9 protein-coding genes and 4 rRNA genes are annotated in these 14,491 nt (G+C 44.1%); 5 read left to right on the forward strand and 8 right to left on the reverse strand.

The window, feature by feature from the left end:
- The first annotated feature begins 154 nt into the window (after nt 1–154).
- Nucleotides 155–3,088: ribosomal RNA gene (locus tag NKG37_RS09135) — 23S ribosomal RNA — on the forward strand.
- Nucleotides 3,089–3,178: 90 nt separating this feature from the next.
- Nucleotides 3,179–3,295, forward strand: a 5S ribosomal RNA gene (gene rrf / locus NKG37_RS09140).
- A gap of 55 nt (nt 3,296–3,350) precedes the next feature.
- Here rrf and NKG37_RS26275 read toward each other — a convergent pair.
- The 8 genes from NKG37_RS26275 to NKG37_RS09180 form a co-directional block, all read right to left on the reverse strand.
- Complete coding sequence (locus NKG37_RS26275) at nt 3,351–3,707, reverse strand: serine hydrolase domain-containing protein (protein WP_367976421.1); 357 nt, start codon at nt 3,705–3,707, stop codon at nt 3,351–3,353.
- A gap of 47 nt (nt 3,708–3,754) precedes the next feature.
- Complete coding sequence (locus tag NKG37_RS26280; RefSeq protein ID WP_367976422.1) at nt 3,755–3,940, reverse strand: serine hydrolase; 186 nt, start codon at nt 3,938–3,940, stop codon at nt 3,755–3,757.
- 19 nt (nt 3,941–3,959) lie between these two features.
- Entirely contained in the window at nt 3,960–4,736 is a 777-nt protein-coding gene (locus NKG37_RS09150) for an ABC transporter permease (RefSeq protein ID WP_212121807.1), read from the reverse strand.
- Nucleotides 4,733–5,623 (reverse strand): ABC transporter ATP-binding protein, encoded by an 891-nt coding sequence (locus NKG37_RS09155; protein WP_016205437.1) that lies wholly within the window; start codon nt 5,621–5,623, stop codon nt 4,733–4,735. The genes NKG37_RS09150 and NKG37_RS09155 overlap by 4 nt, the downstream gene beginning before the upstream one ends.
- Before the next feature lie 11 nt (nt 5,624–5,634).
- On the reverse strand, nt 5,635–5,949 hold the full coding sequence (locus tag NKG37_RS26285) for a PLD nuclease N-terminal domain-containing protein (RefSeq protein ID WP_319005193.1): 315 nt from the start codon (nt 5,947–5,949) through the stop codon (nt 5,635–5,637).
- 87 nt (nt 5,950–6,036) lie between these two features.
- Nucleotides 6,037–6,372: a YxlC family protein gene (locus NKG37_RS09170; RefSeq protein ID WP_254416125.1), complete on the reverse strand. Its 336-nt coding sequence runs from the start codon at nt 6,370–6,372 to the stop codon at nt 6,037–6,039.
- Nucleotides 6,362–6,898 (reverse strand): RNA polymerase sigma factor SigY, encoded by a 537-nt coding sequence (gene sigY, locus NKG37_RS09175; RefSeq protein WP_212121809.1) that lies wholly within the window; start codon nt 6,896–6,898, stop codon nt 6,362–6,364. The genes NKG37_RS09170 and sigY overlap by 11 nt, the downstream gene beginning before the upstream one ends.
- A gap of 72 nt (nt 6,899–6,970) precedes the next feature.
- Nucleotides 6,971–8,332 carry an IS4 family transposase gene (locus tag NKG37_RS09180; protein WP_254416388.1) on the reverse strand — a complete coding sequence of 454 codons (1,362 nt, stop codon included), beginning with the start codon at nt 8,330–8,332 and terminating at the stop codon, nt 6,971–6,973.
- A gap of 317 nt (nt 8,333–8,649) precedes the next feature.
- Here NKG37_RS09180 and NKG37_RS09185 point away from each other — a divergent pair, with 317 nt between their 5' ends.
- The 3 genes from NKG37_RS09185 (at nt 8,650) to NKG37_RS09195 (ending at nt 14,434) form a co-directional block, all read left to right on the forward strand.
- Entirely contained in the window at nt 8,650–9,192 is a 543-nt protein-coding gene (locus tag NKG37_RS09185; protein ID WP_254416126.1) for a 2'-5' RNA ligase family protein, read from the forward strand.
- Between the two features lie 282 nt (nt 9,193–9,474).
- Nucleotides 9,475–11,022, forward strand: a 16S ribosomal RNA gene (locus tag NKG37_RS09190).
- Between the two features lie 475 nt (nt 11,023–11,497).
- Nucleotides 11,498–14,434, forward strand: a 23S ribosomal RNA gene (locus NKG37_RS09195).
- Together the 16S and 23S rRNA genes form the textbook arrangement of a ribosomal RNA operon.
- The last annotated feature ends 57 nt before the right edge of the window (nt 14,435–14,491 follow it).

Genomic DNA, 14,491 nt, shown 5'->3' on the forward strand with positions numbered 1-14,491 from the left:
TATTAAACGAATACCTATTCAAAGAATGGAGGGTAAAGAGAAACGAGCAGGTCAAGGAAGCGACGGAGCGAGCACCGGAGCGTACGACAGTACGTGAGGAGCAGAGTGAAGAAGCTGACGAAGAGATGTGAAGTTTATCTTTAGCCGACAACTAAGTTAAGTTAGAAAGGGCGCACGGTGGATGCCTTGGCACTAGGAGCCGATGAAGGACGGGATTAACACCGATATGCTTTGGGGAGCTGTAAGTAAGCTTTGATCCAGAGATTTCCGAATGGGGGAACCCTCTATCCGTAATGGGATAGAATCTTTACCTGAATACATAGGGTACTGAAGGCAGACCCGGGGAACTGAAACATCTAAGTACCCGGAGGAAGAGAAAGCAAACGCGATTCCCTGAGTAGCGGCGAGCGAAACGGGATTAGCCCAAACCAAGAGGCTTGCCTCTTGGGGTTGTAGGACACTCTATATGGAGTTACAAAGGAACGGGGTAGACGAATCGACCTGGAAAGGTCAGTCGTAGAAGGTAAAAACCCTGTAGTCGAAACTTCGTTCCCTCTTGAGTGTATCCTGAGTACGGCGGGACACGAGAAATCCCGTCGGAAGCAGGGAGGACCATCTCCCAAGGCTAAATACTCCCTAGTGACCGATAGTGAACCAGTACCGTGAGGGAAAGGTGAAAAGCACCCCGGAAGGGGAGTGAAATAGATCCTGAAACCGTGTGCCTACAAGTAGTTAGAGCCCTTTTATGGGTGATAGCGTGCCTTTTGTAGAATGAACCGGCGAGTTACGATTACATGCGAGGTTAAGTTGAAGAGACGGAGCCGCAGCGAAAGCGAGTCTGAATAGGGCGAAATAGTATGTGGTTGTAGACCCGAAACCAGGTGATCTACCCATGTCCAGGGTGAAGTCCAGGTAACACTGGATGGAGGCCCGAACCCACGCACGTTGAAAAGTGCGGGGATGAGGTGTGGGTAGCGGAGAAATTCCAATCGAACTTGGAGATAGCTGGTTCTCTCCGAAATAGCTTTAGGGCTAGCCTCAAGATGAGAGTATTGGAGGTAGAGCACTGTTTGGACTAGGGGCCCCCATCGGGTTACCGAATTCAGACAAACTCCGAATGCCAAATACTTATTCTTGGGAGTCAGACTACGAGTGATAAGATCCGTGGTCAAGAGGGAAACAGCCCAGACCACCAGCTAAGGTCCCAAAGTATACGTTAAGTGGAAAAGGATGTGGAGTTGCTTAGACAACCAGGATGTTGGCTTAGAAGCAGCCACCATTTAAAGAGTGCGTAATAGCTCACTGGTCGAGTGACTCTGCGCCGAAAATGTACCGGGGCTAAACGTATCACCGAAGCTGTGGATTGACATCTATGATGTCAGTGGTAGGAGAGCGTTCTAAGGGCGTTGAAGCTAGACCGTAAGGACTGGTGGAGCGCTTAGAAGTGAGAATGCCGGTATGAGTAGCGAAAGATGAGTGAGAATCTCATCCACCGAATGCCTAAGGTTTCCTGAGGAAGGCTCGTCCGCTCAGGGTTAGTCGGGACCTAAGCCGAGGCTGAAAAGCGTAGGCGATGGACAACAGGTTGATATTCCTGTACCACCTTTAAATCGTTTGAGCAATGGGGGGACGCAGGAGGATAGGGTAAGCGTGCTGTTGGATTAGCACGTCCAAGCAGTTAGGCCGGTAATGAGGCAAATCCCATTACCATATGGCGGAGCTGTGACGGCGAGGGAAATATAGTACCGAAGTTCCTGATTCCACACTGCCAAGAAAAGCCTCTAGCGAGATTTATGGTGCCCGTACCGCAAACCGACACAGGTAGGCGAGGAGAGAATCCTAAGGTGAGCGAGAGAACTCTCGTTAAGGAACTCGGCAAAATGACCCCGTAACTTCGGGAGAAGGGGTGCTCTTTTGGGTGTTAAAGCCCGAGAGAGCCGCAGTGAATAGGCCCAGGCGACTGTTTAGCAAAAACACAGGTCTCTGCGAAGCCGCAAGGCGAAGTATAGGGGCTGACACCTGCCCGGTGCTGGAAGGTTAAGAGGAGGGGTTAGTCGTAAGACGAAGCTCTGAATTGAAGCCCCAGTAAACGGCGGCCGTAACTATAACGGTCCTAAGGTAGCGAAATTCCTTGTCGGGTAAGTTCCGACCCGCACGAAAGGTGTAACGATCTGGGCACTGTCTCAACGAGAGACTCGGTGAAATTATAGTACCTGTGAAGATGCAGGTTACCCGCGACAGGACGGAAAGACCCCGTGGAGCTTTACTGCAGCCTGATATTGAATTTTGGTACAGCTTGTACAGGATAGGTAGGAGCCTTGGAAGCCGGAGCGCCAGCTTCGGTGGAGGCATTGGTGGGATACTACCCTGGCTGTATTGACATTCTAACCCGCACCCCTGATCGGGGTGGGAGACAGTGTCAGGTGGGCAGTTTGACTGGGGCGGTCGCCTCCTAAAAAGTAACGGAGGCGCCCAAAGGTTCCCTCAGAATGGTTGGAAATCATTCGTAGAGTGTAAAGGCACAAGGGAGCTTGACTGCGAGACCTACAAGTCGAGCAGGGACGAAAGTCGGGCTTAGTGATCCGGTGGTTCCGCATGGAAGGGCCATCGCTCAACGGATAAAAGCTACCCCGGGGATAACAGGCTTATCTCCCCCAAGAGTCCACATCGACGGGGAGGTTTGGCACCTCGATGTCGGCTCATCGCATCCTGGGGCTGTAGTCGGTCCCAAGGGTTGGGCTGTTCGCCCATTAAAGCGGTACGCGAGCTGGGTTCAGAACGTCGTGAGACAGTTCGGTCCCTATCCGTCGTGGGCGTAGGAAATTTGAGAGGAGCTGTCCTTAGTACGAGAGGACCGGGATGGACGCACCGCTGGTGTACCAGTTGTCTTGCCAAAGGCATCGCTGGGTAGCTATGTGCGGAAGGGATAAGTGCTGAAAGCATCTAAGCATGAAGCCCCCCTCAAGATGAGATTTCCCATAGCGTAAGCTAGTAAGATCCCTGAAAGATGATCAGGTTGATAGGTCAGAGATGGAAGCGTGGCGACATGTGGAGTTGACTGATACTAATAGATCGAGGACTTAACTAAAAAACTCTTAGCGTAAGCTAAGAAAGATTACTTATTTCTTTCTTTTACTTCATAATCTAGTTTTGAGGGAATAACCTCAAAATAAAATAGTCTGGTGGCGATAGCGAGAAGGTCACACCCGTTCCCATACCGAACACGGAAGTTAAGCTTCTCAGCGCCAATGGTAGTTGGGGGTTCTCCCCCTGTGAGAGTAGGACGTCGCCAGGCAATTAAAAAGACCTAAAAGCTTATTGCTTTTAGGTCTTTTTGTAGGAATGTGTATTTATTCTGTTATTAACAATAATTCATCTTCAATCTCTCTCGCAATGTTATAGGCACCATCAGATTTATTTGAGCAAATAACAGTTGTAATTAGTGAATTAGGGTAAAAAGCAGAGTGAAAGCTAACTCCAGGGTCATATCCCATAATATGATATTTAACAACACTATTATTCCTTTTCTCAATCCATATCCCATAACCATAAAATCCGGTTAACTTTTTTGTTTGAGTAAATGGTGTAAGTAACTTGCGAGTATATTCTTGGCTTAGTAATAGGTTGTTTAGAAGTGCGTCCCATAAACTTACCATATCATCTGCGGTGACAAATGCTCCTCCGTCAGAACCACCTTTTACAGGCAATGAGTAAATATTCGTTTTCCATCTACCATTAGGTAAATCAATATAACCTAATGCATGTCTTTGGGAAGTGCATCGAATTCATAATAACCAGAATTTTCCATACCTGCTTTTTTAAAGATATATTCCTCGATATAATCAGTAAAAGAAAATCCGCTGATTTGCTCCACGATTAATCCCAGCAAGATATATCCTGCATTGTTATATTGAAACTTCTCTCCTACCTTTGATTCCATTGTTTTGTCCTAATCCCTATCAAAAGTGCTCAAATCGTTTTAAAGTGTTTACTGCTAGTGCAAAAAGAATAATTGATAGTATGATTGTTGAAAAAACAGGTAGAAAGAATGTATCGAGATTTTTTTGGTCTATTAAGATGCTAGTTGCTTGATCCCTTAATGTAGCAGGACTCCATTTCATATATTTGGTTGCAAGTCCGGTGAGTAAGGAAAGGGCAGCTAGTAATGTTAAGCTTACGCCAGCAATACCGCCACTATTTCTTAAGAATGTTCCTAACCAAATGGTGAAAGTGAGAATAAAAATTATCCATAGGCTATATATTAGGAAGCTAATAAGTACATCTATCCATCGAACAGGTGAAAATAATAAATTTGTATAATACCATGTCAGAACATAGCTTGAAAACAAGGAGGTTAATGCAATGATAACCTGACTTGACCATTTACTGGCTATGTATTGGAAGGCAGTAACAGGGCGTGCCATAATAAGGGTAAGTACATTATTTTGACGTTCTTGGGAGATAACTCCCATTGTGGCTAGGACAAATAAAAGTGTACCAATTGTTCCGTACTGAGATAAAGTAGCTGCTAATACTTCTGCTCCTGTAGGGACTGGAAATTCAATCTTCGCGCCTTCGGGTAGATTTCCGGCCTTCTCAATAATTTGTGGCATATAGTAAGTTGTAATTGGTTGGGAAATTCCTAAAATCATTATAACTACTGGAAGCCAAATCCATTTTCCGTTTCTTTTACTTTCTAGCATTTCTTTTTGAAATAAAGTGATAAAATTTTTCATATCTCAACCACCTTCATATAGACATCCTCTAGAGAATCCTCTGTTACTTCAAAGCGTTGAATTGTGTATCCTTTACTTATTAGAGTAGTTAATAAATCGTTTGTATGCAAAGACGGTGTTATTTCTAAAATAGTCGCATTATTTTCAGTGGTAAAGTGAATAGTATGTGGCTTTATTAGATTATCAAAAGCATTTTTTATAGGTTCTACCGTTTCGATATGGATAGCTGTGTGCGAAAAGGTTCTTTTTAGGGAGGTTAAGGAACCGTCCCATTTTATTTCTCCATCTTTTAACATAAGAACTTCATCGCAAACTTGTTCTGCGTCGTGAAGCACATGTGTGGAAAAAAGGATAGTCATTCTTTCTTTTAATTTCTCCATAAGTGTAAGAACTTCTCTTCTTCCAGTAGGGTCTAAAGCAGAAACTGGTTCATCTAGGATTAATAGCTCTGGCTGATGTAAAATTGCTTGGGCTAATCCTAGTCGTTGTTTCATTCCGCCAGAAAAACCACCAATCTTCCTGTTCTTTGCCTCTGTTAGTCCTACGAAAGAGAGAGTATTGTTTACTTGTTCTTTTAACAGATGTTTTGGAACTGCTGATAGTTTACCTGCGAATTGCAGAAACTCAATGGGAGTCATCCAATTAAAAAAAGTAGGATGCTGAGGCATAAAACCGATATGACTGCGATAATCCCTTTCTTCGCTGTAAGTAATAGTGCCCTTTGTCGGGGATAATAAACCTGACAGCATATGAAGTGTTGTTGTTTTACCAGCTCCGTTTGGTCCTAGTAATGCAGTGCAACTTCCTTCTTTTATATTAAAGGTAATTCCTTTAATTGCTGTATGCCCTTTAAATACTTTTTGTAATTGATTTACTTGTACGAACATCTTTATGCCTCCTAGTTATTTTTTCTACCAACTACAAAATATAAAATGGGACCAAATAAACTAATAAATAGGATAAGTAGAATCCATAACCATTTTGGTCCATTTGTATCTCCCTGTTTGATACAGCTAATAAGTGCTGTAATTGTTAATATAAATTGAAGAATAAGAATGGGAGCTATAAGTGACCAGTTTACATGTAATAATTCTTCCAATGTTATTTCTCCTTTCGCGCTTTTCTTTTTTGCTTTTGCGGCAAGATAATAAATAGTAAGTAGATAATAGAAGGGAGTGGAAGAGAAATTAATCCCCATATCCCCCAAAACCATGCGAAGCTCCTATTTTTTTTTGCGTGAATAAAAAGAAAGGTTCCTTGTGCTAAGAGGGCGAGAATAAGTAGAAATAATAAATAAGGGTTAATTTCTGTCATCGAATATCTTCCCTTCTTGTTTTCGCGTTAGCATAAAGTAAATAATAGGAGCAACTATGATAGATGCAACTTCTATAATGGCTATAATATAAAGGGTTTGGAATGCTAGGATAGATAAACAACTAAGCAAAAAGATAGCTGTTATAATAAACAACTTTAATTCTCTATAGAACGCTTTTTTCTTTCGGGATTGATAGTATTGCAAATTATCCTTCATGAAAAAAGCAGATGGTTCTTTGCTAGTAGAAAGTTTTTCGAGCTGATTCCAATCTTCTTGTAAGTTTTTAATAATTTTTTCTGATTGATTATTATCATTCATCATGGAATATCCACTCCTTTCTTAGTTTCTTTATGCCGTTATGAACCCGAGACTTTACTGTTCCTGGTCTAATTTGAAGCAATTCCCCGATTTCCTCATAGGTGTAGCCATAATAGTGGCGAAGAAGAATGGGAATACGGAATTCTGCTTCTAAATTATTGAAATCGGTAAAAGTGTCACTCCATTCTATCCCCTGAGATTTTGCTTTCCATGTTAACTGTCTAGATAAAGCAACTTTTGTTTGGTTGATCCAATTGGTTTCCCTTTTTTGTTTTCGAAGTTGATCGATATAGAGTCTTGAAGCAATGGCAATCAACCAGGTCGAAAACTTACTGTCTCCATTAAAAGAGTGGAGTTTTTCGTAACATTTCAACATCGTTTCCTGTGCTAAATCTGAACTGGTTTCTTCATTTAAAGTCAGTTTTAGCAAATATTTATATAGAAAGGAGTAGTGTAATTGAAATAAATTTACGAAGGCATCTTCATTTCCTTTCTTTGCAAGTATGATAAGTTTCTTCTCGTTCTCCAAAATTAGTTTGATGCCCCCTTTCCTTTTCAAATCATAAGACGGTTAACTTCAGCAAATCGTTCATTAATTAACTCAACTTTCGCAGAGTGAAATCGGCAAGTAAGCCTTGATATAGCTAGGAAGGCCAGCGATCCACTGTTCGAGTTGACTTTGAATTAACTTTTTGATTTTCTTATTCGTTTGTTTTAGTGCGTCTTGAAGAAGCTCGATCAACTGCTGTAATGCGACAGCCCAATCAAGTTCATTCACTTCATCACATAATTCGTAAAACAGACCACCGATTGTACGTTGATCGGTATTACAGCGATTCTGCCATGACAGTACGATATAACGAGTAAACACAATCGTTGTATGGCAAATAAGCGCATCATAAGACCGGCTTTGGAACTCTTTTTCAAGTTTCAAAAGAGATTTGGCCATCTTAAAGAATACCTCGATATCCCAACGCATTCCATAGATTCGGACGATGTCCTGTTCTGAAAGAGTGCAATCGGTACTGAGGATGGCAAGCCAGTCGCTCTTCTTGTTTCTGTTTTGAATAAATACAACTTTAATTGGTGTTCCGTTAGCCATTGTCGTATGGATGGAACGAAGAATTCCTTTCTTTGATTGAACAGGCCCAGCCAAGCGATAAAGCTGCTTTAAAGAAGCCATTTTACCGTTTACGTTATAGCGCTGTTTTGTTTCTTTGACCATACCAATTACGTCTAATCCTTGATCCACAATTGCTTTAACAAGTGGTGGTAATGTAAACCAAGAATCCATGAGGACATAACTGGCATCTATCCCACTAGCTAACGCACGTTTGATCATATCAGGGATTTGTTCAGGCTCTGTTTGTAGGGCATTTTCTCGACGCATATAGCCACAGGTACGTTTATCAATATGTTCAGAGATTCCATTAATTTGAGACTTCTTAGAACTGACTAGGGAAAAGTCAATTGGCATAAATGTGTAGCCATCAGACCAGCCCAAAGTCAACATACGAAAGCCCTTATAGAAACGCATTTTAAGGGAAGCGTGATCAAAGCAACGTGCAAGTAATTCCACTTTTTTACTACGATTTCGGTCATAAGCAGAATCGTCGATAATAAACACTTTTGGACGTTTTTTATTTGTAAGACGGTTCACCTTTTGAATGGTAAAAGTACTCAACAGTAATAAAAAACGGCGCCAATTGAAAGTTGATTGGTTTAAAAAGCGATAGACGGCATCTTTGGCTGGAAATTGATCCGCCTTCTTTGAATCAAGAAGGGCAAACCAATTTTTATGTTGGAAAATCAAGCAAAAAACAAGTTGAAATAAGTAAGAGCAACTAAAACCAAAGGATTTTTTAATCCCGGCTTGGCGTAAATGCTTATTCATTTCAAGCTCAGAAAAAACAGAGTTAAGTTCATTTGGTAGTTGATTATATTGGCTATTTTGGTCTATCATATAGGGAGCACCTCTTCTGTATGGTAGTGTTTTCTCGTCAATTACACTATACCAAAGAATGAGGTGTTTTTTCATTTTTAAAAAAACATTGTCAAGCAACATATTTAATAGATATTAAACACAATACAGCCAACGATTAGCACTTATTTTTCTGGTGCGAAAGTTGAGTAATTAATAAATATTTTTTGCTGAATTTAATTTAATAATCTCTTTTTATTAAATTATGAGATAGTGTAGAGCATTTTCAATTGTTGTATGATAAACTTCTAATAAAATTAGCTAAGAGCTATTTACTAATAAGGAAGAGTGATTTCGTAATGTATGCTGTAATTGCTTTATTTGATGCTACGTTAGAACAAAAGATAAAAAAGATATGGGAAGGATTAGAGAGTAATAAAATCTCCTATTATGCGCAAGAGGTGGAAGATAGAGTACCACATATTACTATAGCTAGCTATAAGGAAATCCCTGTAAAGAATTTTATAAATGAGATAGAAATATTTTATAAAAATAAGAGACAAGTCCAACTTGATTTTCAAACAATAGGATCTTTTGTGAGTACACGAACACTCTTTTATTCCCCGACTGTAACAAAAGAGCTAATGGATTTTCATTCTAATCATCATCAATATTTTGCTTCTTATAATAAAGAGGAAGACTCGTTATACCTTCCTAGAAAATGGGTTCCGCATTGCACTTTAGCTAATAGACTTTCTCAAGAAAAGCTACAGGAGGCATATAGTTATTGTTTAGAGATAAATGAAAAGATAGAGGGGAAAATAAATCGAATAGGATTAATAAAAATTGATGGATCCAAGTGCGCTCCGGTTATTTATTTCCAAAGTTTAATAGAACGATAAAAAAGTAGTTGACGATTTAGTCAATAATTGCTATTATATAAAAGTTGCTTCTAAAAGCGACGCCGGTATGATAGTTTGACAGTTGAATTTTTTTAAAAAAGTTATTGACTTTCAAATGAACATTGTGATATTATATAAAAGTTGCCTCCGATAAGCAACAAACAAATTGCTCTTTGAAAACTGAACAAACAAACGTCAACAATAATCGTTTTATAACGAATGTTATAGAACGAGAACAAGTAACAAAAAAAGCTAGAGTTTAGCAATGAGCTAATCAACTCTTTATTGGAGAGTTTGATCCTGGCTCAGGACGAACGCTGGCGGCGTGCCTAATACATGCAAGTCGAGCGGACTTTAAAAGCTTGCTTTTAAAGTTAGCGGCGGACGGGTGAGTAACACGTGGGCAACCTGCCTGTAAGACTGGGATAACTTCGGGAAACCGGAGCTAATACCGGATAATTCTTTTCCTCTCATGAGGAAAAGCTGAAAGACGGTTTACGCTGTCACTTACAGATGGGCCCGCGGCGCATTAGCTAGTTGGTGAGGTAACGGCTCACCAAGGCGACGATGCGTAGCCGACCTGAGAGGGTGATCGGCCACACTGGGACTGAGACACGGCCCAGACTCCTACGGGAGGCAGCAGTAGGGAATCTTCCGCAATGGACGAAAGTCTGACGGAGCAACGCCGCGTGAGTGATGAAGGTTTTCGGATCGTAAAACTCTGTTGTTAGGGAAGAACAAGTACAAGAGTAACTGCTTGTACCTTGACGGTACCTAACCAGAAAGCCACGGCTAACTACGTGCCAGCAGCCGCGGTAATACGTAGGTGGCAAGCGTTGTCCGGAATTATTGGGCGTAAAGCGCGCGCAGGCGGTCCTTTAAGTCTGATGTGAAAGCCCACGGCTCAACCGTGGAGGGTCATTGGAAACTGGGGGACTTGAGTGCAGAAGAGAAGAGTGGAATTCCACGTGTAGCGGTGAAATGCGTAGAGATGTGGAGGAACACCAGTGGCGAAGGCGACTCTTTGGTCTGTAACTGACGCTGAGGCGCGAAAGCGTGGGGAGCAAACAGGATTAGATACCCTGGTAGTCCACGCCGTAAACGATGAGTGCTAAGTGTTAGAGGGTTTCCGCCCTTTAGTGCTGCAGCAAACGCATTAAGCACTCCGCCTGGGGAGTACGGCCGCAAGGCTGAAACTCAAAGGAATTGACGGGGGCCCGCACAAGCGGTGGAGCATGTGGTTTAATTCGAAGCAACGCGAAGAACCTTACCAGGTCTTGACATCCTCTGACACTCCTAGAGATAGGACGTTCCCCTTCGGGGGACAGAGTGACAGGTGGTGCATGGTTGTCGTCAGCTCGTGTCGTGAGATGTTGGGTTAAGTCCCGCAACGAGCGCAACCCTTGATCTTAGTTGCCAGCATTCAGTTGGGCACTCTAAGGTGACTGCCGGTGACAAACCGGAGGAAGGTGGGGATGACGTCAAATCATCATGCCCCTTATGACCTGGGCTACACACGTGCTACAATGGATGGTACAAAGGGCAGCAAAACCGCGAGGTCGAGCAAATCCCATAAAACCATTCTCAGTTCGGATTGTAGGCTGCAACTCGCCTACATGAAGCTGGAATCGCTAGTAATCGCGGATCAGCATGCCGCGGTGAATACGTTCCCGGGCCTTGTACACACCGCCCGTCACACCACGAGAGTTTGTAACACCCGAAGTCGGTGGGGTAACCTTTTGGAGCCAGCCGCCTAAGGTGGGATAGATGATTGGGGTGAAGTCGTAACAAGGTAGCCGTATCGGAAGGTGCGGCTGGATCACCTCCTTTCTAAGGAAAATGGAATTTACATTCCATCATAGATTGTTGACGATTTGTTGTTCAGTTTTGAGGGAGCAATTCCTCAGAAACAGTAATAAGTTTGAGGGTAAAGAGAAACGAGTAAATCAAGGAAGCGAATGCGCGAGCACCGGAGCGTACAACAGTACGTGAGGAGCAGAGCGAAGAAGCTGACGAAGAGATGCGAAGTTTATCTTTAGCCGAAATTGTTCCTTGAAAACTAGATTATGAAAAGTAAGAACCAAGAAAGAAACCGAGTAATCGCCATCTTAGATTCTCTATTTTAGAGAATTACTTCTTTGGAAAGTAGTCGTATTAAACGAATACTCCTTCAAAGATTGGAGAGCAAAGAGAAGCAAGTAGGTCAAGGAAGCGACCGAACGAGCACCGGAGCGTACGAAAGTACGTGAGGAGCAGAGTGAAGAAGCTGACGAAGAGATACGCCGCTTATCTTTGGTCGAAACTAAGTTAAGTTAGAAAGGGCGCACGGTGGATGCCTTGGCACTAGGAGCCGATGAAGGACGGGATTAACACCGATATGCTTTGGGGAGCTGTAAGTAAGCTTTGATCCAGAGATTTCCGAATGGGGAAACCCTCTATCCGTAATGGGATAGAATCTTTACCTGAATACATAGGGTACTGAAGGCAGACCCGGGGAACTGAAACATCTAAGTACCCGGAGGAAGAGAAAGCAAACGCGATTCCCTGAGTAGCGGCGAGCGAAACGGGATTAGCCCAAACCAAGAGGCTTGCCTCTTGGGGTTGTAGGACACTCTATATGGAGTTACAAAGGAACGGGGTAGACGAATCGATCTGGAAAGGTCAGTCGTAGAAGGTAAAAACCCTGTAGTCGAAACTTCGTTCCCTCTTGAGTGTATCCTGAGTACGGCGGGACACGAGAAATCCCGTCGGAAGCAGGGAGGACCATCTCCCAAGGCTAAATACTCCCTAGTGACCGATAGTGAACCAGTACCGTGAGGGAAAGGTGAAAAGCACCCCGGAAGGGGAGTGAAATAGATCCTGAAACCGTGTGCCTACAAGTAGTTAGAGCCCATTTATGGGTGATAGCGTGCCTTTTGTAGAATGAACCGGCGAGTTACGATTATATGCGAGGTTAAGTTGAAGAGACGGAGCCGCAGCGAAAGCGAGTCTGAATAGGGCGAAATAGTATGTGGTTGTAGACCCGAAACCAGGTGATCTACCCATGTCCAGGGTGAAGTCCAGGTAACACTGGATGGAGGCCCGAACCCACGCACGTTGAAAAGTGCGGGGATGAGGTGTGGGTAGCGGAGAAATTCCAATCGAACTTGGAGATAGCTGGTTCTCTCCGAAATAGCTTTAGGGCTAGCCTCAAGATTTAGAGTATTGGAGGTAGAGCACTGTTTGGACTAGGGGCCCCCATCGGGTTACCGAATTCAGACAAACTCCGAATGCCAAATACTTATTCTTGGGAGTCAGACTACGAGTGATAAGATCCGTGGTCAAGAGGGAAACAGCCCAGACCACCAGCTAAGGTCCCAAAGTATACGTTAAGTGGAAAAGGATGTGGAGTTGCTTAGACAACCAGGATGTTGGCTTAGAAGCAGCCACCATTTAAAGAGTGCGTAATAGCTCACTGGTCGAGTGACTCTGCGCCGAAAATGTACCGGGGCTAAACGTATCACCGAAGCTGTGGATTGACATCTATGATGTCAGTGGTAGGAGAGCGTTCTAAGGGCGTTGAAGCTAGACCGTAAGGACTGGTGGAGCGCTTAGAAGTGAGAATGCCGGTATGAGTAGCGAAAGATGAGTGAGAATCTCATCCACCGAATGCCTAAGGTTTCCTGAGGAAGGCTCGTCCGCTCAGGGTTAGTCGGGACCTAAGCCGAGGCTGAAAAGCGTAGGCGATGGACAACAGGTTGATATTCCTGTACCACCTTTAAATCGTTTGAGCAATGGGGGGGACGCAGGAGGATAGGGTAAGCGTGCTGTTGGATTAGCACGTCCAAGCAGTTAGGCTGGTAATGAGGCAAATCCCATTACCACATAAGCGGAGCTGTGACGGCGAGGGAAATATAGTACCGAAGTTCCTGATTCCACACTGCCAAGAAAAGCCTCTAGCGAGATTTAGGGTGCCCGTACCGCAAACCGACACAGGTAGGCGAGGAGAGAATCCTAAGGTGAGCGAGAGAACTCTCGTTAAGGAACTCGGCAAAATGACCCCGTAACTTCGGGAGAAGGGGTGCTCTTGCGGGTGCAAGCCTGCGAGAGCCGCAGTGAATAGGCCCAGGCGACTGTTTAGCAAAAACACAGGTCTCTGCGAAGCCGCAAGGCGAAGTATAGGGGCTGACACCTGCCCGGTGCTGGAAGGTTAAGAGGAGGGGTTAGCACGTTAGTGCGAAGCTCTGAATTGAAGCCCCAGTAAACGGCGGCCGTAACTATAACGGTCCTAAGGTAGCGAAATTCCTTGTCGGGTAAGTTCCGACCCGCACGAAAGGTGTAACGATCTGGGCACTGTCTCAACGAGAGACTCGGTGAAATTATAGTACCTGTGAAGATGCAGGTTACCCGCGACAGGACGGAAAGACCCCGTGGAGCTTTACTGCAGCCTGATATTGAATTTTGGTACAGCTTGTACAGGATAGGTAGGAGCCTTGGAAGCCGGAGCGCCAGCTTCGGTGGAGGCATTGGTGGGATACTACCCTGGCTGTATTGACATTCTAACCCGCACCCCTGATCGGGGTGGGAGACAGTGTCAGGTGGGCAGTTTGACTGGGGCGGTCGCCTCCTAAAAAGTAACGGAGGCGCCCAAAGGTTCCCTCAGAATGGTTGGAAATCATTCGTAGAGTGTAAAGGCACAAGGGAGCTTGACTGCGAGACCTACAAGTCGAGCAGGGACGAAAGTCGGGCTTAGTGATCCGGTGGTTCCGCATGGAAGGGCCATCGCTCAACGGATAAAAGCTACCCCGGGGATAACAGGCTTATCTCCCCCAAGAGTCCACATCGACGGGGAGGTTTGGCACCTCGATGTCGGCTCATCGCATCCTGGGGCTGTAGTCGGTCCCAAGGGTTGGGCTGTTCGCCCATTAAAGCGGTACGCGAGCTGGGTTCAGAACGTCGTGAGACAGTTCGGTCCCTATCCGTCGTGGGCGTAGGAAATTTGAGAGGAGCTGTCCTTAGTACGAGAGGACCGGGATGGACGCACCGCTGGTGTACCAGTTGTCTTGCCAAAGGCATCGCTGGGTAGCTATGTGCGGAAGGGATAAGTGCTGAAAGCATCTAAGCATGAAGCCCCCCTCAAGATGAGATTTCCCATAGCGCAAGCTAGTAAGATCCCTGAAAGATGATCAGGTTGATAGGTCAGAGATGGAAGCGTGGCGACATGTGGAGTTGACTGATACTAATAGATCGAGGACTTAACTAAAAAACTCTTAGCGTAAGCTAAGAAAGATTACTTATTTCTTTCTTTTACTTCATAATC

This window comes from Niallia sp. RD1 (genome assembly GCF_024219955.1).
In the GTDB taxonomy this organism is placed as follows: domain Bacteria; phylum Bacillota; class Bacilli; order Bacillales; family Cytobacillaceae; genus Niallia; species Niallia alba.